Raw genomic sequence first — 18,668 nt, forward strand, 5'->3', positions numbered from 1 at the left:
CCCGCCCCGGGTCATGGCTTCCGCCCCGCGTCGGATTCCGTCCCCGGTCATGGCTTCCTGCCCCCGGTGCCGGCGACGACCTCGACCAGCGCCTCGCCCAGGTCGCGGTCCGTGTCGACGCGGTGGACGGGCACCCGGGCCCGGCGCATGCCCGCCGCGAGCCGGGCCTCGCGGTCGTCGACCGCCTCGCGCAGGCGCGCCCGCAGCAGCGGGTCGGCGGAGTCGACGACGAGTTGCTCGCCGGTCTCGGCGTCCTCGACCACGATGAGCCCGGCCTCGGGCAGCACGTCGTCGGCGGCGTCCACGATCCGCAGGGCGACCACCTCGTGCCGGCGGGCCAGGCGTTGCAGCGAGCGTTCCCAGTCGCCGTCGCCGATGAAGTCCGACAGCACGACGACGAGCGCGCGGCGGCGGGCGAGCCGCCCGGCCGCGTCCAGCATCTCAGCCAGGTCGGTGGTAGCGCCGCCGGAAGCGGCGGCGGTGCGCTCCAGCTCGGCGGCGATCCGCAGCGCGTGCCGCCGGGACGTGCCGGGCGGCACGACCCGCAGCATCCCGGTGTCGTACAGCAGCGCGCCGACCCGGTTGCCGCCCCTGCCGAACAGCCGGGCGAGGACCAGCGCGAGCTCGGCGAGCACGTCGTGCTTGCCGCGTCCCGGCCGGCCCGCCGCCATGGACGCCGACCGGTCGAGCACGAGCCACACGGTCAGCTCGCGGTCCTCGGTGAACACCCGCAGGTGCGGCTCGTCCAGCCGGGCGGTGACGTTCCAGTCGATGTGCCGGGCGTCGTCGCCCTCGGTGTACGCCCGCAGCCCCGTGAAGTCGATGCCGGAGCCGCGGTGCGCGGTGCGATGGGCGCCCTGGAGCCGGCCGTCCAGCCTGCGGACGACCTTCCACTCCAGGCGGAGCAGGAGTCTCTCGGGGGCGGTGGCCATGGCGTCAGCGGTTCTGGAGGACGACGTCGGGCGCGCGGACGGCCCCGAGCACCCTGGCGATGATCGTGTCGGAGTCCACGTCGTCGGCCAGGGCCTCGTACGACAGCACGAGCCGGTGGCGCAGCACGTCGAGCGCGAGCTCCGACAGGTCGTGCGGCAGCACGTAGTCGCGTCCGCGCAGGAACGCCAGCGCCCGCGCGCCCGTGACGAGCGCGATCGACGCCCGGGGGCTCGCGCCGTGGGTGACGTAGTGCTCCAGCTCGCCGAGCCCGGCCATGGCCGGGGAGCGGGTCGCGGCGACCAGCCGTACGGCGTAGTCGACGACGGCCGGATCGACGTACACCTGCCTGGCCCGCTCGCGCATCGCCATCAGGTCCTCGGTCGTCACCATCGGCTGCGGCGGCTCCGGCGGGCGCAGCGCCCGCTGGACGATCGCCTGCTCCTCGGGCTGCGTCGGGTAGTCCACGACGACCTTCATCATGAACCGGTCGACCTGGGCCTCGGGCAGCGGGTACGTCCCCTCCGACTCGATCGGGTTCTCCGTCGCCATGACCAGGAACGGCTCAGGCACCCGGAACGTCTCCCGCCCGATCGTCACCTGGTGCTCCTGCATCACCTCCAGCAGGGCGCTCTGCACCTTGGCCGGGGCGCGGTTGATCTCGTCGGCCAGCAGCAGGTTCGCGAACACGGGGCCGAGCTCCGTCCTGAACTCCCCCGAGTGCTGGTGGTAGACCCGGGTGCCGACGAGGTCGGCGGGCACCAGGTCGGGGGTGAACTGCACGCGCTGGAACTTGCCGGCGATCGCGGCGGCCAGCGACCGTACGGCGAGCGTCTTGGCCAGGCCGGGCACGCCCTCCACCAGCAGGTGACCGTCGGCGATCAGCGCGACGGCCATGCGCTCAAGCAGCAGGTCCTGGCCGACGATCGTGCGTTTGACCTCGTACAGCACCTGTTCGAGCGGGTGGCCGTGGCCCGGTCCTGGGGGTTTCGTCATACGGAGTTCCTTCTCGTCGGTTCAGATGGCGCCGGTGGGATTGTCGTCCCCCTCGTCGCCCAGGGCCGCTCCGATCGGAACGGCGAACGCGATCCCGGCGAACGCCTCGTCGCCGCCGGGGTCGGCGATGGACACGACGACGCCGACGACCAGGCCGCGGGCGTCCAGCAGGGGGCCGCCGGAGCTGCCCGGGTTGACGGAGGCGTCGAACTGGATGAGCCCCTTCAGGTCGCTCCCCTTGACGGCCCCGCCGGTGGTGCGGTTGAGCCCGGACACGACGCCGGTGGAGACGCTGTAGGTCAGGCCGAGCGGGTTGCCGATCGCCACGACGGGCGCGCCGACCTCCACGCCGCCGCCGAGCGTGGCGGGGACGACGATCTCGGGCAGCTTCGCGGGCTTGAGCGTGGCGACGTCCCTCTCGGGGGCGGAGGACGCGACGGCGGCCTTCGCCTTGGTGCCGTCGGCGAAGGTCACGGTGACGTCCGCGCCGCCGTCGCCGGCCGCGCCCTTGACGACGTGGTACGCGGTCAGGATCGTGCCGTCCTCGGCGGCGATCACGCCGGTGCCGAGCGAATCGCCCGACCGGATGACCACTACGGAGGGCCCGACCCGCTCGAAGACGTCGGGCACCGTGAGCGACGCGCTCGGCGTCGGCGTCGGGGTCGGCCGGGGCGCGGCTTCCTCGCCGCTCCCCCCGCCGCCGCCCAGCCAGTACGCCAGCGCCGCCACGACGACGAGCAGGCCGCCTCCGGCGGCGTACCGCCGAGCCCTCCCGGCCCCGGCTCCCCGGCCCTCGGCCGGATCAGCCTCCTGCGGCGCGTGCTCCATCGCTCCATCGTCATAAAAGTCCGCTCAAAGTGCCACAAACTTCACCTGAGAACTCCATGAGAACCGCTCACGGCCGAGACGCTGACTAGAGTGGCGGGGTGGCAGGTGAGCAAGCCGGCGCTCGGGTGGACAGCTGGATCTGGTCCGTACGCCTGACCAAGACCCGGTCGGTCGCGTCCGACGCCTGCCGGGGCGGTCACGTCCGGGTCAACGGGGTGCGCGTCAAGCCCGCGCACGTCGTCCGGGTCGGCGACGAGGTCCGGCTGCGGCACGACGGGCGCGAACGGATCGTGGTCGTCTCGAAGATCATCGCCAAGCGCGTCGGCGCGCCCGTGGCCGCCGAGTGCTACGTCGACAAGAGCCCGCCGCCCCCGCCGCGCGAGCAGGCCGGGCCGGTGGCCGTACGCGACCGGGGCGCGGGCCGCCCCACCAAGCGCGAGCGCCGCAGCATCGAGAAGCTGTTCGGCCGCCGCGACCCGCGATGAGACCGGTCAGCGGAAGGGGATGTTGACCCACGGGCTGTTCGGGTCGCTCGTCAGGACCCGGTGCGCGTGGAGCATGTCCCCGTACCAGTCGCCGAACTCCTCCTCGTCGAAGTGGAGGCAGCGCCCGAGGACGTAGGCGGCCGAGAAGTCCTCCCACGACCGGTAGGAGATCCGGCTGAGCTGCCCGGCGCGCAGGACCGCCCGCTCGGCCTCCGCCAGGTCGCAGTAGCGGGCGCCGAGCCCCCAGCGGGCCATCTTCGAGGCGCGCCCGTAGTCCCATGCCTCCACCGAGTGGACGAACCCGTTCTCGGGGAGCAGCCCGTCGGCGCGGAAGCGGGACTCGTACCGGGTGATCCGCCCGATGAGCCGCTGCGCCCCGGCGACCTGGGCCTCCGTCTCGGCGTCGGTGCCGCCCGCCGGGAGGCTCCGCAGGACGCGGGCGGTCACCTCGCGCCAGTGGGCGACCTCCACCAGGCCGCCGAAGTCGCGGGCGAGAGCGCTGCGCACCTGCAGGACCGTACCCCAGAACGGGCTGCTCATCCGGCAGTCGAGCAGCGCCTCGACGGCGCTCGACCACTCCTCACGGCTGGTGATCCCCCACCATTCCTTGAGCCGTTTCCGCTCGCGGACGTAGCCGGTGCCGTGCCAGCCCATCGCGTTCCAGAGCGAGGCGTTGGCCACGCACAGCAGGGCTCCGCAGGCGAGGCCGTGGGCGACCGGGCCGTGCAGCGGGCCGCCGATCCACAGCGTGCGCAGCGCGTTCCTGCGGGGGTAGGCGGCGCGTTCGGCGTGCCGGCGCCACACCGCCCGGTGCTCGGCGCTCGCGGGGAAGTATCCCTCGCAGGGGCTGCCCGGGTTGACGCACAGCCACTCGTCGTCCTGCGGCCAGTCCCTGGCGAGCTCCCCCAGGTCGTCCTGGAAGAAGACCGGGTCGGGCACCGGCGCCGGCAGCATCCCCGCCGTGTGGAACACCAGGACCTTGGTGCCGGGCCGCGCGCCCCAGGGCGTGGGGGTGTAGCTGACCCAGCCGGGCCGGGAGTCCGCCGTGGCGCGCGGCATCGCGTGATAGAGGTCGGCGGTGGCGAGGACGTCGAAGTACGCGGCCCAGTCACCCCGCGTCCTGGCCGCGTACAGGCCGGCTTCGACGTCCGTGGGCGGACGCCACCCGGGGACAGGTGGCGCCGCCGCACCGGGGCCCATGCCGTTCCACGTCTCCACGCCCCGTGATGTTAGCCCCCCGGCGGGGTGGCGAGGAGCTCCGCCAGGTGCTCGGCGATGGCCGCGATCGTGGGCTGCTGCCACAGGAGGGTCGCGGGCAGCCGGCGGCCGAAGCGCTGCTCCAGACGCCGCCTGACCATGACCGTCATCACCGAGTCCAGCCCCTGCTCCACCAGCGGGCGGCGGACCGCCAGGTCCTCCTGGCCGAGCCGCATCACGGCCGCGATCTCCGCGCGGACCTCGGCCTGGACGCGCTCGCGCAGGTCCTCGGCGGACAGGCCGGCGAACGACTCGGCGGCCTCCCCCAGCTCGTCCTCGGCCGCCGCGGGCGCGTCGATCACCGGGTAGCGGAGCCCGGACAGCCGTCCCACCACGCGGCCGTCGGCGTCGGCGACCAGCGCCCGCACGGTGTCCTCGCCCGCCGGATCGACGGCGGCCTCGATGATCACGGTCTCCGGCGGCGCGCCGGTCAGCACCACCTCGTCGATGTGCACGACCATGCGCAGCACCGGGTCGCCGGGGAACACGCACGGGGCGACGGACATCACCGCGTCCATCGCCGCCGCCCAGGTGGACCCAGCGGCCGTCCGTACGGTCGCCCGCAGCACCCCGTCACCGCTCAGCAGCGTGCCGATCGTCCAGTCGAAGCCCGTGGAAGGGACGCCGACGGCGGCCAGCCGCTGATGGACGTACCCGGGGTCGATCGGGGCGAGACCGGCCGCGTCCGGCAGCGTCCCGGAGAGCGCAGGGGCGGGGCCGCAGACGGACGCCGTGACGTGGACCAGCCAGTTCGGCTCCGGCTCGCCGGGCCCTGCGGGCGTGCGCGAGGCGAGCCTGATCGCGGGCGGCTCGTGCACGACCTGGACCTGCCGCCGTCCCGAGGTCATCAGCGGGTGCGTCATCTCCACGTCGGTGAGGACGGGCAGCTCGCCGGCCGCGTCCAGGAACGTGTTGACCAGCACGGCGGCGGGCACGATCTCGACCCCGCCGACGGCGTGGCTGCCGGGGTAGGGCCGGTTGGCGTCCTCCAGGACCGTCCGCCACATCCTGGCCTGGCTGCCCGCGAGGCTCGTCCCCGCGCCGAGCAGGGTGTGGGAGCCCACGTCGTGGCCGCGGTTCTCGGCGGACCCGGCGGCGGGGTCGCGCCAGTGGCGACGGCGCTGCCAGGCGTACGGCGGCAGCGGGGCGAGGCCGCCGTCCGGCTGCAGCCGGCTCCAGTCCACCTCGACGCCGGCACAGTGCGCGCTGCCGAGCGCGGCGAGCAAGGCCGCGCGTTCCGGCTGGTTCCTGCGCAGCGAGATGCCGACGAACACGTCCTCGTACCCGGTCTCCGCCAGCGTCTCGGTCAGGGAGTGCGCGACCACGGGGTGCGGGGAGATCTCCAGGAACGCGCGATAGCCGTCCTCGGCGGCGGCCGTCGCGGCCGCGGCCAGGCGTACCGGGTCGCGCAGGTTCGCCGCCCAGTACGCGGAGTCGAGCACGGGCGTGGACCGGGGGTCGGCCAGCGCGGTCGTGTACATCGGGATGCGGGGCGCGCCGAAGGGCAGGCCGGCGGTGACCTCGGCCAGCTCGGCGGCCAGTGGCTCCATCTGCGGGCTGTGGAAGGCGACGTCCGAGTCGACCCGGCGGACCATGATGCCCTCGGCCGGCCACTCCTGCACCACCTCCTCGACCGCCGCGACGTCGCCGGACAGCACGGTCGAGCCGGGCGCGGAGGCAATGGCGGCCACCAGGTCGCTCCGCCCGGCCAGCCGCTCGGCCGCCTCCTCGAACGACAGCCCCACCATGGCCATGGCCCCCTTGCCCTCGGCCCGGCGCAGCAGCAGGGAGCGGCGGCAGATCAGCCGCGCGCCGTCGGCGACGCTCATCGCGCCGGCGGTCACCGCCGCCGCGATCTCGCCGACGGAGTGGCCGATGACGGCCGCCGGGGTCACCCCGTGCGCGGTCCAGAGCCGGGCCAGGCCGAGCTGCATCACGAAGATCATGGTCTGGACGCGGTCGATCCCGTCCAGCTCGCCCTCGGCCAGCACCCTCCGGGGGGAGAAGCCGATCTCCTCGGCGAAGATCGGCTCGACCTCGTCCACCAGGGCCGCGAACTCCGGCTCCGTGGCCAGCAGCTCCCGTCCCATGCCGCGCCACTGGCAGCCCTGCCCGGCGAACACCCACACCGGCCCCGGGCCCGGCTCGGGCAGCACGTCCCCGGTGAGCACGGCCTCGGCCGGCAGGTCCCAGGAGAGCCTGCGCAGCCCGTCCGCCAGCTCGTGCCGGTCGGCCGCGAGCACCACGGCCCGGCGGCCCAGGTGGGTACGGCGCCGCGCCAGCGTATGCCCCACTGAGGCCAGGTCGAGCCCGTCGCCGTTGAGCCGGTCGGCCAGCGTGCCGGCGTACTGCCGCAGGGCGGTCCCCGACGCGGCCGACAGCGGGAACACGCGCAGCCCCGTCCCCTCTCCGCGCGGCGTCTCGGAGGCCGGCGGCGCCTGTTCGAGCACGATGTGCGCGACCGTGCCGCCGTAGCCGAAGCTGGACACGCCGGCCCGGCTGGGGTGGCCGCGGTCGGGCCAGACCGACCGCTTCGTCACGATCTGGAGTCCCGAGGTCTCCCACGGGATGGCCGGGTTCGGGGTGGCCAGCACGCTCGGGGGGATCTCCCCGCGGTCGAGGGCGAGCACCGCCTTGATGACGCCGGCGATGCCCGCGGCCCCTTCGAGGTGGCCGATGTTGGACTTGACCGAGCCGATGAGGCACGGGTCGTCGGCGGTGCGTCCCGCGCCGTAGACGGCGCTCAGCGCCTCCGCCTCCTGCGGGTCGCCGAGCCGGGTGCCGGTGCCGTGCGCCTCGATGTAGTCGAGCGTGCCCGGCGCGACGCCCGCCTGCCGGCAGGCCCGGCGCATGACGTGCTCCTGGGCCTCCCCGCACGGGGCCATGATGCCGTTGGTGTGCCCGTCCTGGTTCACGGCGCTGCCGATGACCAGCGCGAGGATGCGGTCCCCGTCGCGCCGCGCGTCGGAGAGCCGCTTGAGCACGACCACGCCGCAGCCCTCGCCGCGCCCGTAGCCGTCGGCCGCGGCGTCGAACGACTTGGACCGCCCGTCGGGGGCCAGCGCTCCGGCCGCGCCGAGCGTCACGGTCTGCCCCGGCGTCACCAGCAGGTTCACCCCGCCGGCGAGGGCGACGTCGCTCTCGCCGAGCCGCAGGCTCTGCGCGGCCAGGTGGAGCGCGACCAGCGACGCCGAGCACGCGGTGTCCACGGCCATGCTGGGCCCGCGCAGGTCGAGCGAGTAGGAGACGCGGTTGGCGACGGCGCAGCCGGCGGCGCCGATCCCGGTCCACGCCTCGATCCGGGGCACGTCCTCCAGCAGCATGCCGCCGTAGTCGGCGGTGCAGACGCCGACGAACACCCCGGCGTCGGTGCCGGCCAGCTCGTGCGGCGGCAGGCCGGCGTGCTCCAGCGCCTCCCACGCGGTCTCCATGAGGATGCGCTGCTGCGGGTCCATCAGCTCGGCCTCGCGCGGCGACAGGCCGAAGAACTCCGCGTCGAAGCCCTCGATGTCGCGCAGGAAACTGCCGTGCCGTACGGCGTCCCGCAGCGCGGCGGCGTGCTCGGGCCCGCGGTCCTCGTACGGGCGCCAGCGCTCGGCGGGCAGCGGGGCGGTGGTGTTGCGGCCGGCGCACAGCAGGTCCCAGAACTCGTCCGGTGAGCCGGCGTCGCCGGGGAAGCGGCAGCCGATCCCGATGACCGCCACCGGTTCGGCCTGGACCCCGCTCGGACTGTCGGCCATCGCGTTCTTTTCCCTTCGCTGACTGCGGATCAGGACCATGAGGGCTTGCCGAGGATCTGGATCACGGCGCTGGAGACGGTGACGCCCGGTCCGGTGCCGAGCATCAGCAGGTGGTCGCCGGGGCCCAGCTCCCCGGTCAGGAGCAGCCGGTCGAGGGCGAGGACCTGGTCGCTGGCGCCGCAGTGGCCGATGGTGCGGCCGTAGTCCCAGGTGGAACGGGACATCGGCAGGTCCAGCGCGGCCATGCAGCGCTGCTCGACGATCTCCTCGGAGTAGTTCATGAAGGCCACCCTGGCGAGGTCGCGGGCCTCGACGCCGCTCTCGGCCAGCGTGCGCTCGACGACCTCCATCAGCGCCCGCTGGATCTTGAACAGCGCCGCCGTGCTCTCGCCCTTGGGCATGACCTGCTGCCGGAACTGCTGGTTCCGCGTCTCGAAGCTCATCCGGCGGCCGACGGTGACGCCGGGCGGGAACAGCGGCTCGGTGCCCCGGTGCAGCTCCTCGGCCTCGGGCACGGTGACCGTGCAGACCGCCGCGAGGCGGGCGAAACCCTCCTCCTTGGTGAGGACGAGCGCGCTGGCGGCGTCGCCGCCGATGTAGCCGGGGCCCATCCGCCACCGGTCCATCAGCGGGGTGCCGTAGTTGTCGGCGGCCACCAGCAGCGCGGCCTGCCGGCCCGGCGCGGCGGCGAGGTGGCTCGCGGCGAGGTCCAGGGCGAGGAACATGCCGTTGCAGCCCTGCCGGATCTCGGTGGCGAGCACGTCGCCGCCGACCAGGTGGCGTTGCAGGTAGGAGTGCGGCGGCCAGCCGTCCGGGCCCTGGTGCCAGGTGGAGGCGTACAGCAGGAGGTCGAGGTCGGCCGGTGCGCGGCCGCTGCGCTTCAGCGCGCTGCGCGCCGCGTGCAGGGCCATCTCGGGGGCCGGCAGGTCACCGGCGACGGCCGCCCCGGCCAGGTTGTGCAGCTCGGCCTCGTCGGCCGGGTACCAGCCCTTCTGCACGGCCTTCTCGACGCTGACGATCGTGCGGGGGACGAAGGCGCCCACGCCGCTGATGTAGGTGTCCGTCCACTGCATGACTCTGCCCTCGTTCGCTCGGGACGGCTAGCCGATCTTCGCCGACTCGAGTTCCCTGATCAGCGCGACGATGGTCGCGACGTCCTTGAAGTTGTCGGGGTCGAGCTTGGCGGCCGGGACGGGGACGCCGAGCTCGCGCCGGATGAAGTTGAGCAGCCGCGCCGTACGCAGGGAGTCGAGCAGCCCCGACAGCAGCAGCGGGGTCGTCTCGTCGACCTCCAGCTCGACGTCGTCGGGCACCAGGTTCTCCTGGACGAACGCCACCAGGCGGTCGCTGAGCCGGTCGGCGGTCACGCGCGCACCCCTTCCTTCGTCACGGGGGCGGGGGCGAGCACGCGGAACACGGCCGCGGCCACGGACGTCCCCGAGCCGAACCCGACCATGAGCAGATGGTCGCCGGGCACGAGCCCGCCGGTCGCCAGCAGGTGCTCGAAGGCGATGAACTGGTCGACCGCGCCGCAGTGCCCGACGCGCCGGCCGTAGTCCCAGGTCGTCTGGTCGAGGTCGATGCCGAGCCAGGACATCTGCCCGTCCAGGTCCTCGCGGCGGCCGTGCGGGAAGGCCACCTTCGTGATGTCGGACAGCTCGATGCCGGCCTCGTCGAGGGTCTGCTCGACCTGCTGCATCATCGTCTTCTGGATGGTCAGGTGGATCCCGGTGCCCCGGTCCTTGAGCAGCCGCTGGCGGAACTCCTCGTGCCGGTCGCCGAAGCTCAGCCCCCGCCCGACGGTGGCGTCCGGCGGGAACAGCGGGTAGGCGCCGTCGTTGACCGCGTCGGCCTCGGGGATCGTGGTCGCGTTCACCGCGAGGAGCTCGGCCATGCCGTAGTCCTTGCCGAGGACGAGCGCGCACGCGGCGTCGCCGATCAGCGCGCCGGGCGTCATCCGCCAGCGGTCCACCAGCGGGGTCCCGTGGTTGTCGGCCGAGACCACCAGAGCGGTCTCCCTGCCGGGGTCGGCCCGCAGGTAGCTCGCCGCCAGCTCCAGCGAGCTGATCATGCCGACGCAGCCGCTGCGGATCTCGTATGCGGGGACGGCGCCGCCGAGGAGGTGCATCTGCAGGTAGTGCTGGGGCTGCCAGCCGTTCGGGCCCTGGTGCCAGACCGACGGGTAGAGCAGCAGGCCGAGGTCCTTGGGCGATGACTCGTTCCAGCGCTCGTACGCGTCGAGGACCGCGCGGCGCGCCATCTCGGGGGCGGGCATGTCGCCGGCGACCGCCGCGCCGAGCTGTCCGAAACGCTCGGCCTCGTCGGGTGGGTACAGTCCCTCCTCGACCGCCTGCTCGACGCTCACGCTGTCCGGCACGAAGACGCCGAGGCTCCGGACGAACATGTCAGATGTACGCACACGTCCCCTAACTGATCGACGGGCACCACGAAGAACGGCGTCTCAAGGGGACGCCGGCGAAGCTTTCCGTAAACGGGTCAGGCGATAACGCGGGATGGGCCGCCGGCCGCCGAAATATTTCGGTCCGCTCTTTGATCGGCCCTCACGAGAGCGAAAGGATAGGGGCAGCTCGCCGGGAAAATCAATATAACTGTCCGCGATCTGGATGATTTCCTTCCGTAACCGGAATCCAGCGGAACGTGGCGGATTTGGGAAATGCCGTATTTCCCGGCGAGCTGCGGTTCATCCTTTTGGACGGTTCCAGAGCGCCTTTCCGAAATTATCGGCGCTCAGGTCGCCGGGGTGCAGACCACGCCGTTCAGCCTGAACTCGGCCGGTTTGGCGTTCGTCCCGCTGAAGGTGCCGTTGAGACCGAAACTCTGGGCGGAGCCCGGACCGATATAGGCGTTGTGGCCGGCGTCGCGCGCGGTCGCCTGGGCGCCCGACTGCGTCACGGCGGCGTTCCAGGAGTCCGTGACCTGCTGGTTGCCCGGCCACGTCCAGGTCACGGCCCAGCGGTCGACGGGCGTCGTGCCGGTGTTGGTGACGGTGACGGTGGCCGAGAAGGCGCCGTCCCAGGTGGTGGGCGCGTAGGCGACCTTGCAGGCGGTGCCCATCTTGAGCCCGCCGCGGATGTGGTTCGCGAAGGTTTCCCAGGTGGGGTTGGGGGCGCCGGCCGTGGTGGTGCTGGAGCAGTTGGCGGTGGTGTAGGTGGTCTGGGAGCCGTAGTGGGCGGGGTCCATGACGAAGTCGATGCCGTGGTCCGCGCCCGGTACCGAGATGAACTGGCCCTGGCCGCAGCTCGCCTTGATCTTGTTGTAGAGCAGGACGCTCTGCCCGTGCGGCACCAGGAAGTCCGCCTGGCCGTGCAGGAACAGCAGCGGCGGGTCGTTCGCGTCGACGTAGTTGACCGGGTTGGCGAGGGCCACCTGGGCGGGGCAGGTCTGGATGGGGCAGCCGATCAGCATCGACTCCGGCGAGGCAGGGGAGTTGTGGTCCAGCCCGCCGGTGGGCAGGTTCTGGGCGTTCATCTGCAGGAAGTCGGTCGGGCTGAAGAAGGCGAGCCCCGTCTGCACGGCGCTGGAGACGCCGGTCGTGCCGACGGTGCCCTCCAAGGATGCGACGCCGCCGGTCAGCGTGGCCATCTCCGTCAGCCAGCCGCCCGAGGAGGTGCCCATCATGGCGAAACGGTTGGGGTCGAGCTGGTAGGTGGCGGCGTTGGCGCGCAGCCAGCGGATGGCGGCCTTGACGTCGTGCACCTGGGCGGGGAAGACCGCCTGGGCGCTGGACCTGACGCTGACGCCGGCCACCGCGAACCCCAGGGGGTTGAACACGGCGGCGATGGCGGCCGCGCCGGTCTTGCCGTCGTCGCTCGACCAGGCCGAGCCGCTGTGCCAGATGATCAGCGGCCGGGGTGCGGTGCCGCCTGACGGCAGGTAGAGGTCGAGCAGGTGTCCTTTGGAACCGGCCGGTTGCGCGGGCGCGTACGCGATGTTGCTGATCACCTGGTCGGCCTGGGCCGGGGGCGGAAGGACGAGCGACACTGCGAGGCCGGCCAGCATGGTCATGACCATGCCGACGATCGCGGCCGGGCGGGAACGAACTTGCATGGTGCGCCTCCGGTGTTTCGGATGATCGCCGCTTGGCAGGTGGCCGTCCGGCTCTCACCCGTGCCGGGGCAGCCGCGATCGGCGCGTCAGCCGTCGCGCAGGTGAGAACAACACACGCCCCCGTGCGGATTCGCCCTCGTCATCGATCGGGCTCGCGATCGATCAGGGCGAGGCGACGATATGCCAGGGATGTGACGGTGGTCAAAGCCCGTCCGGAAACGTCCGGGAATCACCGGTGAAACATGCGCCGCCCTCACGAAAAGGCGGGTGGAAAGTTTCGGGCTCCCGGTGTTGATCTCAGCCGCGATGACTGCCAATGTAATGATCCGCTCCGTTGATCCGCCCCATCGCAGGAGGATTCATGCGAAAGGTTCGTGCGGTTCTCTTCCCGGTCCTTCTGGCCGCGGGATTGTCGTTGACGCTCGGCGCCGCGCCGGCGAACGCGGAAAGGCTGGCCGGTATCTACCGCACGTCCGCGGAATGCCAGCGCGTCGGCGCCTACGGCGAGAGCCAGGGCTGGTGGGACGAGTGGCGCTGCGAGTGGAAGGCGGCGTACTCCTACTACTTCCTCTACTCCTGACCCTCTCCGGTCAGCGCAGGGTGGCGGTGAGCGTGCGGCCGTAGGTGCGGCGGGTCACGGCCTCGACGAGCGTGCCGCCGGGCACGCGGCGGACCGTCACCCCCTCGTCGGCGCGGTCGAGCCGCAGCGAGGGGCCGCGCAGCAGGAAGCTCACGCGGTCGCGCCTGGTCGTCGGGTCCGCGACGGCGACGCTCACCCGGGACCCTGACGTCCGCACGATGACCGCGGCCGGGCCGTCCACGCGCAGGCGGCCGGCGTGGCGCGGACCCGCGGTGAAGACGTTCGCGGCGATCAGGCCCAGCCCCTCGTGCTCGATCGCCTGCACGTGCCGGTCGTTGGCCAGCACGGTCAGCGGCCCCCTCGCGTAGGCGCGCAGGCGGGCCTCGGTGGCGTTCGGGACCAGGGCGTAGGCGAGGGCCGGCAGCGCGCCGGACGCCGGATGGGTGACGGAGGCGGTGAAGACGTTCTTCGTGACCGGAGTGTCCGGGTTGGACGTGCGGACGACGCGGCGGCTGCGGGTCACCGTCTCCAGGACGGCGCTGACCGGCTGGCGGCTGAGGAAGGCGTAGCCGACGGCGGTGCCACGGGTGGCGTTGGCGTAGCGGAGCCAGCGCGGCTCGCCCGTCGCCCCCGGCCGCCACGGCGAGCCGGTCCAGGTCTCGCCGGTGAGCGCCACCGCGTCGGCGGGGGCGGCGATGCGGCTGTCCACCGTGGTCACCGCGGCCCGCCCCGACTGGCCGGAGACGTCCGCGGCCAGCACCACGATCTCGTCGTCGAGCAGGAACCACGACTTGGTGGCGCGGGCGTTGCGGTAGGCGACGAAGTCGTCGGGCAGCAGGCCCGCCTGCTTGGCGGCCCAGGCGGCGTCGTCGGACTGGACCATCCCGGCGATGCCGTACGCGCCGAGCGTCGCGCCGCCCGAGAAGGCGTTCCCGGCGACCGGGAAGTACACGTAGGCGTTCTGGGACTCCGAGGACGCGGTGAAGTTCAGCGGATGGTCCGGGTTGTCGTACCAGAGGCGGCCGCCGTACAGCTCGGGGACCGTGCGGCGCTCCTCGGCCGGCGCGGTCACCCCGGCCAGCCGGTACGGCGAGACCGTCGTGAAGTAGTCCACGCCGAACACCGCCCGCTGGTCCTCCCCCGCCAGGTAGAGGTAGTGGGCGCCGTCGCCCTGGAACCAGGGCATGAGGTTCTCGCCGCTCATGTACTCGTACTTGCTGATCCGCTCGGAGCTGCGCGCGAGGGCGAAGGTGTAGCCGGGGCGGCGGTGCACGGTGCGGTCCATCGCGTTGAAGGCGACGCTGCGCTCGGGCGGGTTGAGGTCGGCGGCCTCGATCGAGGCGTCGGCCCGGATCGCGGCGTAGCGGGCGATGCTGACCGGCGAGACGAAGGCGGCGGTGTCGGCGGCCGGCAGGTGCTTGACGTACTTCTTCAGCGCGAGCGCCTGCTCGGCCGGCACGTGGTCGGCCAGGTCGGCGACGGCCTCCACGACCACGCCGACGTCGGCGTAGCCGGTGCCGGTGCGCGAGACCGCCCGCCCCTTGACGATCTCCATCATCCAGCCCTCGAAGATGAGCGGGGCGAAGCCGTCGGCGACCCAGCGGTAGACGACGATCGGCAGGTCGCTTGTGCCGGCCGCCGCGGTCGCGCCGTCCAGCGTCTTGAGCGTCTGGACGACGCGCGTGAGCAGGGCGCGGCCGTAGGAGCCGGTGTAGGCCACCGAGCCGTGCTGGATGAAGGAGCCGTCGCGGTAGTAGCCGTCGGTGACGCCGTGCTGGAGCGCGTACGGGTCGACGGTGGCGAAGACCGTGGACTGGTCGGCGACGGCCTTGGCCACGCGGGCGTCGTCGCCGGACACCGCGCCCTGGAGGATGCGGTTGGCGGTGATGTCGGCCAGGTTCGCGCCGGTGTGGAAGCGCGAGTCGAGGTCGACGTCGCCGTTCCTGCCGTTGCGGAGGTAGGCGTCCATCGAGGCCACGTAGGTGGCGGTGAGGTCGGGCCGTTCCGCGCGCAGCCGGTCGGCCAGCAGCGCGAGCGTCCTGGTGACGTGGGTGGGGATGCCGATCTCCCACGTGTGCCAGTTGCCGTAGTAGCCCTTCGCCTGGTCGCCGTAGTAGCGCTCGTGCAGCCACAGCAGGCCGTCGGCGACCCGGCGCTGGGCGGCGGCGTCGTCCGCGAGCTCCCCGCCGGGGACGCGGGTGGCGAGCGCGATCTCGTACAGGTACTGGAAGGCGAGGCGCAGGTTGACGTCGTCGGAGCCGAGCGCGAGGCCGGCGAACAGCTCGCCGTCGCCCGCCCGGTCCATCGCGGCGAGCCGCTGCCTGGCGGTGGCGAGCACGGCGGCGAGCTTGGCGGCGACCTCCGGCCTGGCGTTGACCTCGGGGGTCCCGGCGAGCATGGCGACGGTGTTGGCGATCAGCCGCGCGTGGTCGAACCCGCCCGCCTCGGCGGCGGCGCGCAGCGGGCCGGCCACGGCCAGCAGGCCGGCGGCGGGGAGCAGGGAGAGAACCTGGCGGCGGGAAGGCTGCGGCACGGCGGGCTCCAGGCCGTTGGGGGACGGGCCGCGCTCACCTTACATGATCTCTTTCAGCCCGCACAGGACCCGAGGAGAGCGTCGCTTATGGGAGTGAGCGTCCTGTGCATGGACCGTCTCACCCGCCCGCCGCCACGATGGGGGCATGCTGATTCTCGCCCTGCTCACGCTCGTCCTGCACGGGCTGCTCGCCGGCCTCTTCTACGCCTTCTCGATGTCCGTCATGCCCGGTCTGAACGCGATCGAGCCCGCGCAGGCCGAGGCGGCGATGCGGAGCGTCAACCGCAAGATCCTCAACCCGTGGCTGTTCCTGGTGTTCCTGGGCTCGCCGGTGGCCGCGCTCGTGGCCGGGCTGCTCGCGGGCGGCGCGGCGGCCGGGTGGTTCCTCGCGGCGGCCGGGGTCGGCTTCGCCGGCTCGTTCCTCGTCACCGTGGCGGTGAACGTCCCGATGAACAACGCGCTCGACGCGGGCACGATGCGGTGGAAGGACTATTCGCGCAGGTGGACCGCGTGGAACACGGTGCGGGCGGCCGCCTCCACGGTGAGCCTGGCGCTGGTCGGGGCCGCGATTGGCGCGCTGTGACGGGGTAGGGGGCGGACATGCTCGAAAATCTGTGGCAGTACCGTCCTGAGCTGGGGCTACGCGAGTCGCTCGACCTCGTCGGCTTCGAGGTGGACGCGACCGACGGCAAGATCGGCACGGTGGACGAGGCGAACAACGCGGTCGGAGAGAGCTACGTGGTCGTGCACACCGGCCCGTGGATCTTCGGCAAGAAGGTGCTCATCCCCGCGGGGGCGGTGGAGCACATCGACGAGGACGCCCGCACGATCCATGTCGGGCGGACCAAGGAAGAGATCAAGAAGGCCCCGGAGTTCGACGAGAAGACCTACCGGGACACCCGCTACCACGACGAGGTCGGCGGCTACTACGCCGGCTTCCCCGATTCGAGGTGACATGCCGGGACGCAGACGGGGCGAGCCCTCCGTCGCGGCCTCCGGGCAGTGGCGCGACGACGACGGCGTGCGCATGCCCGCGGGCGAGGCGCACGCCTGGCAGCCCGGCACGAACCAGACCCTGTGCGGCCTGCAGCTGAGCCGGGCCCGGCTGCTGCGCTTCCACCACGTCCGCTGGCCCGAGGTCTTCCCGGAGTCCGGCGGCGCGGCCGAGGAGATCAGCGAAGTGTGCCGCAAGTGCGTGGCGGCGTCGGGGCGGCGCTCGCACCGCGGATGGAGCGGATCATGGACGCGGACCTCGCCGCGCCCATGATCCGGGTTCTCAGAGGGGCAGCAGGGGCACCGGTTCTCAGAAGGTCAGCAGGGGCACCGGCGACGGCCGCTCGCAGGTGCTGGCCACCGTGACCGCGGCCCCCGAACCGGCCGAGGCCAGCAGCGACTCCATGACGTCGAGGACGTGGAAGGCCAGCGTCCCGCTCGCCCGCGGCTCCTCGCCCGCCGGGGTGGCGGCCAGGTCGGCCAGGCCGACGCCGCGGCCCGCCGCCACATAACCGGCCGAGTCCGGCAGATCGCGCCAACCCCCCTCGCCCACGGCGGAGAGCTGGACGACGCCGTCGAAGTGGTTCGGGTCCGGGACGACCAGCGAGCCGCGCTCGCCGTGCACCTCGATGTTCGGCGCCTTGGTGGCCGGCGCGTCGAAGCTCATCACGAGCGTGGACAGCGCGCCCGACTCGTGCACCAGCACGCCGGTGACGTGCGTGTCCACGGACACCGGGATCTCCTCGCCGCGCCGCGGTCCTGAGCCGATCGTGCGCTTGCCGCGCAGGCGGGAGGCCGCCCCGATCACGGAGGTGACCGGGCCGAGGAGCGTCACCAGGCTGGTGACGTAGTACGGCCCCATGTCGAGGAGGGGGCCGCCGCCGGGGACGTAGTAGAAGTCGGGGTTGGGGTGCCAGCGCTCGTGGCCGGCGGTGACCATCGTGGCGGTGGCGGCGACCGGGCGGCCGATGAGGCCGTCGTCCACGGCCTTGCGGGCGGTCTGCGTACCGGTGCCGAGCACGGTGTCGGGCGCGCAGCCGACCCGTACGCCGGCCGCCTCTGCCGCCTGCAGCACCCTCGCCGCGTCGGCGGAGTTGGCCGCCAACGGCTTCTCGCCGTAGACGTCCTTGCCGGCCGCGATCGCCTGGAGCGCGACCTCGGCGTGGGCGGCCGGGATCGTGAGGTTGAGCACCACGTCCACGCCGGGGTCGGCCAGCAGGTCCGCGACGGACAGGACGGGGGTGCCGGGCCAGGCGGCGACCGCCTCCGCGGCCCGGCCGGGGTCGAGGTCGGCGACGGCCGCGAGGCGGAGCCCCGGCAGGCGGTCGATGGTGCTGAGATATTGGGCCGAGATCGCGCCGCAGCCCACGACGCCGACGTTCAGCGGCTGGCCCACAACATGCCCCTCTCGATGATCGTGCGTACGGTGTCGTGCTGGAGGACGTCCAGGCTGTGGCCGGGGGTGGTGACGAAGATGCGGCCCTCGCCCCATTGGCGGGTCCAGAGCGCGGGCGAGGTCACCTCGCGGTGCCACGGATCCCAGGGGCGGACCTTCTGGGTGGTCGTGGCGAGCACGTCGATGTAGTCGTCGGTGAGCACCCAGTACTGCTCGGTGACGAGGTCGAAGTCGGTGAGGCCCGCCGTGATGGGGTGCTCGGCGGCCTCGGGCAGCAGGTTCACCGTGTAGGGGACGAAGTTGTCGGCCTGCGTGCCCTCCCGCTCGTCGGGGTGCTTGCCGGGGTGGCAGGCGAACTGGCCGCCGATGAGGTGCAGGTAGTCGGAGGAGTTGCGGTAGGAGTCGGCGATGCCGCCGTGCCATCCCGCCATGCCGGTGCCGGCGCGGATGGCGGCCTCCAGGCCCTTCAGCTCGTCGGGCTGGATGGTTCCCATCGTGTAGCACTGCACGATGAGGTCGACGCCGGACATGTACGACGCGTCCGCGTACGGCGCGGGCGAGTCCGCCCTCCGCACCTCGAACCCGTTCTTCTCCAGGAAGGGGATGAAGAGCTCCGTGGCCTCCACGGGGGCGTGCCCTTCCCAGCCGCCCCGGACCACGAGAGCCCTGCGGCCCTGGTCACTTGCCATGCTTTCGCCTATCGCCGAATGGGTCGAACGATCCGATCGTCGCATCCCGGCATAAGCAACACGGAAGTGGGCAGCGCTTTCCGGGCAGGACCCCACGGCGCGGCACGAGGGGCGGCAGCTTACGGATGCCTTAGTCGGGCGGGGTTCTCATGAGTTGAATGTCGGCGAATGAC

17 protein-coding genes are annotated in these 18,668 nt (G+C 72.8%); 5 read left to right on the forward strand and 12 right to left on the reverse strand.

The window, feature by feature from the left end; all coding sequences use genetic code 11:
- Nucleotides 1–47: 47 nt before the first annotated feature.
- From ABD292_RS25345 to ABD292_RS25355, 3 genes are read right to left on the reverse strand one after another with little or no spacing between them, the layout of a single operon-like run.
- Entirely contained in the window at nt 48–932 is an 885-nt protein-coding gene (locus ABD292_RS25345; RefSeq protein WP_344211347.1) for a DUF58 domain-containing protein, read from the reverse strand.
- 4 nt (nt 933–936) lie between these two features.
- Nucleotides 937–1,926, reverse strand: coding sequence for an AAA family ATPase (locus tag ABD292_RS25350; RefSeq protein WP_344211349.1), 990 nt, complete (start codon nt 1,924–1,926; stop codon nt 937–939).
- Nucleotides 1,927–1,947: 21 nt separating this feature from the next.
- Entirely contained in the window at nt 1,948–2,754 is an 807-nt protein-coding gene (locus ABD292_RS25355) for a S1C family serine protease (protein WP_344211351.1), read from the reverse strand.
- A gap of 98 nt (nt 2,755–2,852) precedes the next feature.
- Here ABD292_RS25355 and ABD292_RS25360 point away from each other — a divergent pair, with 98 nt between their 5' ends.
- Entirely contained in the window at nt 2,853–3,239 is a 387-nt protein-coding gene (locus ABD292_RS25360; protein WP_344211353.1) for an RNA-binding S4 domain-containing protein, read from the forward strand.
- Nucleotides 3,240–3,245: 6 nt separating this feature from the next.
- On the opposite strand, the gene ABD292_RS25365 is transcribed toward ABD292_RS25360, so the two are convergent.
- The 6 genes from ABD292_RS25365 to ABD292_RS25390 all read right to left on the reverse strand — a co-directional run bounded on the left by ABD292_RS25365 (nt 3,246) and on the right by ABD292_RS25390 (nt 12,304).
- Complete coding sequence (locus ABD292_RS25365; RefSeq protein ID WP_344211355.1) at nt 3,246–4,457, reverse strand: DUF1266 domain-containing protein; 1,212 nt, start codon at nt 4,455–4,457, stop codon at nt 3,246–3,248.
- An 11-nt stretch (nt 4,458–4,468) separates the two neighbouring features.
- A complete protein-coding gene (locus ABD292_RS25370; protein WP_344211357.1) occupies nt 4,469–8,236 on the reverse strand; it encodes a type I polyketide synthase in 3,768 nt (1,255 codons plus the stop codon).
- Between the two features lie 29 nt (nt 8,237–8,265).
- A complete protein-coding gene (locus ABD292_RS25375; RefSeq protein WP_344211359.1) occupies nt 8,266–9,309 on the reverse strand; it encodes a ketoacyl-ACP synthase III family protein in 1,044 nt (347 codons plus the stop codon).
- 27 nt (nt 9,310–9,336) lie between these two features.
- The gene (locus tag ABD292_RS25380; RefSeq protein WP_344211361.1) at nt 9,337–9,603 is read right to left on the reverse strand and encodes a phosphopantetheine-binding protein; all 267 of its coding nucleotides are present in this window, start codon (nt 9,601–9,603) and stop codon (nt 9,337–9,339) included.
- Nucleotides 9,600–10,655 carry a ketoacyl-ACP synthase III family protein gene (locus ABD292_RS25385; protein WP_344211363.1) on the reverse strand — a complete coding sequence of 352 codons (1,056 nt, stop codon included), beginning with the start codon at nt 10,653–10,655 and terminating at the stop codon, nt 9,600–9,602. The genes ABD292_RS25380 and ABD292_RS25385 overlap by 4 nt, the downstream gene beginning before the upstream one ends.
- Nucleotides 10,656–10,984: 329 nt before the next feature.
- Nucleotides 10,985–12,304: a cellulose binding domain-containing protein gene (locus ABD292_RS25390; RefSeq protein ID WP_344211365.1), complete on the reverse strand. Its 1,320-nt coding sequence runs from the start codon at nt 12,302–12,304 to the stop codon at nt 10,985–10,987.
- 361 nt (nt 12,305–12,665) lie between these two features.
- Here ABD292_RS25390 and ABD292_RS25395 point away from each other — a divergent pair, with 361 nt between their 5' ends.
- Entirely contained in the window at nt 12,666–12,884 is a 219-nt protein-coding gene (locus tag ABD292_RS25395) for a hypothetical protein (protein ID WP_344211367.1), read from the forward strand.
- A gap of 10 nt (nt 12,885–12,894) precedes the next feature.
- On the opposite strand, the gene ABD292_RS25400 is transcribed toward ABD292_RS25395, so the two are convergent.
- On the reverse strand, nt 12,895–15,417 hold the full coding sequence (locus ABD292_RS25400) for a polysaccharide lyase family 8 super-sandwich domain-containing protein (RefSeq protein ID WP_344211369.1): 2,523 nt from the start codon (nt 15,415–15,417) through the stop codon (nt 12,895–12,897).
- Nucleotides 15,418–15,562: 145 nt separating this feature from the next.
- Between ABD292_RS25400 and ABD292_RS25405 the strand changes: the two genes are divergently transcribed.
- The 3 genes from ABD292_RS25405 to ABD292_RS25415 are packed head-to-tail and all read left to right on the forward strand — an operon-like array spanning nt 15,563 to nt 16,684.
- Nucleotides 15,563–16,000, forward strand: a complete 438-nt coding sequence (locus ABD292_RS25405; protein WP_344211371.1) for an anthrone oxygenase family protein — start codon at nt 15,563–15,565, stop codon at nt 15,998–16,000.
- A gap of 17 nt (nt 16,001–16,017) precedes the next feature.
- Entirely contained in the window at nt 16,018–16,371 is a 354-nt protein-coding gene (locus tag ABD292_RS25410; protein ID WP_344211373.1) for a PRC-barrel domain-containing protein, read from the forward strand.
- Between the two features lies 1 nt (nt 16,372).
- A complete protein-coding gene (locus ABD292_RS25415) occupies nt 16,373–16,684 on the forward strand; it encodes a hypothetical protein (protein ID WP_344211375.1) in 312 nt (103 codons plus the stop codon).
- Between the two features lie 36 nt (nt 16,685–16,720).
- Here the strand turns inward: ABD292_RS25415 and ABD292_RS25420 are convergent, their stop codons facing one another.
- Together ABD292_RS25420 and ABD292_RS25425 are read right to left on the reverse strand one after the other, a co-directional pair.
- The gene (locus ABD292_RS25420) at nt 16,721–17,806 is read right to left on the reverse strand and encodes a Gfo/Idh/MocA family protein (protein ID WP_344211377.1); all 1,086 of its coding nucleotides are present in this window, start codon (nt 17,804–17,806) and stop codon (nt 16,721–16,723) included.
- Complete coding sequence (locus tag ABD292_RS25425; RefSeq protein WP_344211379.1) at nt 17,791–18,495, reverse strand: ThuA domain-containing protein; 705 nt, start codon at nt 18,493–18,495, stop codon at nt 17,791–17,793. Before ABD292_RS25425 ends, ABD292_RS25420 begins: the two co-directional genes overlap by 16 nt.
- Nucleotides 18,496–18,668: the final 173 nt, after the last annotated feature.

The organism is Nonomuraea bangladeshensis (assembly GCF_039529455.1).
Taxonomy (GTDB): Bacteria; Actinomycetota; Actinomycetes; order Streptosporangiales; family Streptosporangiaceae; genus Nonomuraea; species Nonomuraea bangladeshensis.

Coding starts and splice junctions, on each gene's coding strand:
- ABD292_RS25410 (WP_344211373.1), top strand. CDS start 16,018: ATGCTCGAAAATCTGTGGCAGTACCGTCCTGAGCTGGGGCTACGCGAG.
- ABD292_RS25390 (WP_344211365.1), bottom strand. CDS start 12,304: ATGCAAGTTCGTTCCCGCCCGGCCGCGATCGTCGGCATGGTCATGACC.
- ABD292_RS25370 (WP_344211357.1), bottom strand. CDS start 8,236: ATGGCCGACAGTCCGAGCGGGGTCCAGGCCGAACCGGTGGCGGTCATC.
- ABD292_RS25405 (WP_344211371.1), top strand. CDS start 15,563: ATGCTGATTCTCGCCCTGCTCACGCTCGTCCTGCACGGGCTGCTCGCC.
- ABD292_RS25395 (WP_344211367.1), top strand. CDS start 12,666: ATGCGAAAGGTTCGTGCGGTTCTCTTCCCGGTCCTTCTGGCCGCGGGA.
- ABD292_RS25350 (WP_344211349.1), bottom strand. CDS start 1,926: ATGACGAAACCCCCAGGACCGGGCCACGGCCACCCGCTCGAACAGGTG.
- ABD292_RS25425 (WP_344211379.1), bottom strand. CDS start 18,495: ATGGCAAGTGACCAGGGCCGCAGGGCTCTCGTGGTCCGGGGCGGCTGG.
- ABD292_RS25375 (WP_344211359.1), bottom strand. CDS start 9,309: ATGCAGTGGACGGACACCTACATCAGCGGCGTGGGCGCCTTCGTCCCC.
- ABD292_RS25415 (WP_344211375.1), top strand. CDS start 16,373: ATGCCGGGACGCAGACGGGGCGAGCCCTCCGTCGCGGCCTCCGGGCAG.
- ABD292_RS25355 (WP_344211351.1), bottom strand. CDS start 2,754: ATGGAGCACGCGCCGCAGGAGGCTGATCCGGCCGAGGGCCGGGGAGCC.
- ABD292_RS25345 (WP_344211347.1), bottom strand. CDS start 932: ATGGCCACCGCCCCCGAGAGACTCCTGCTCCGCCTGGAGTGGAAGGTC.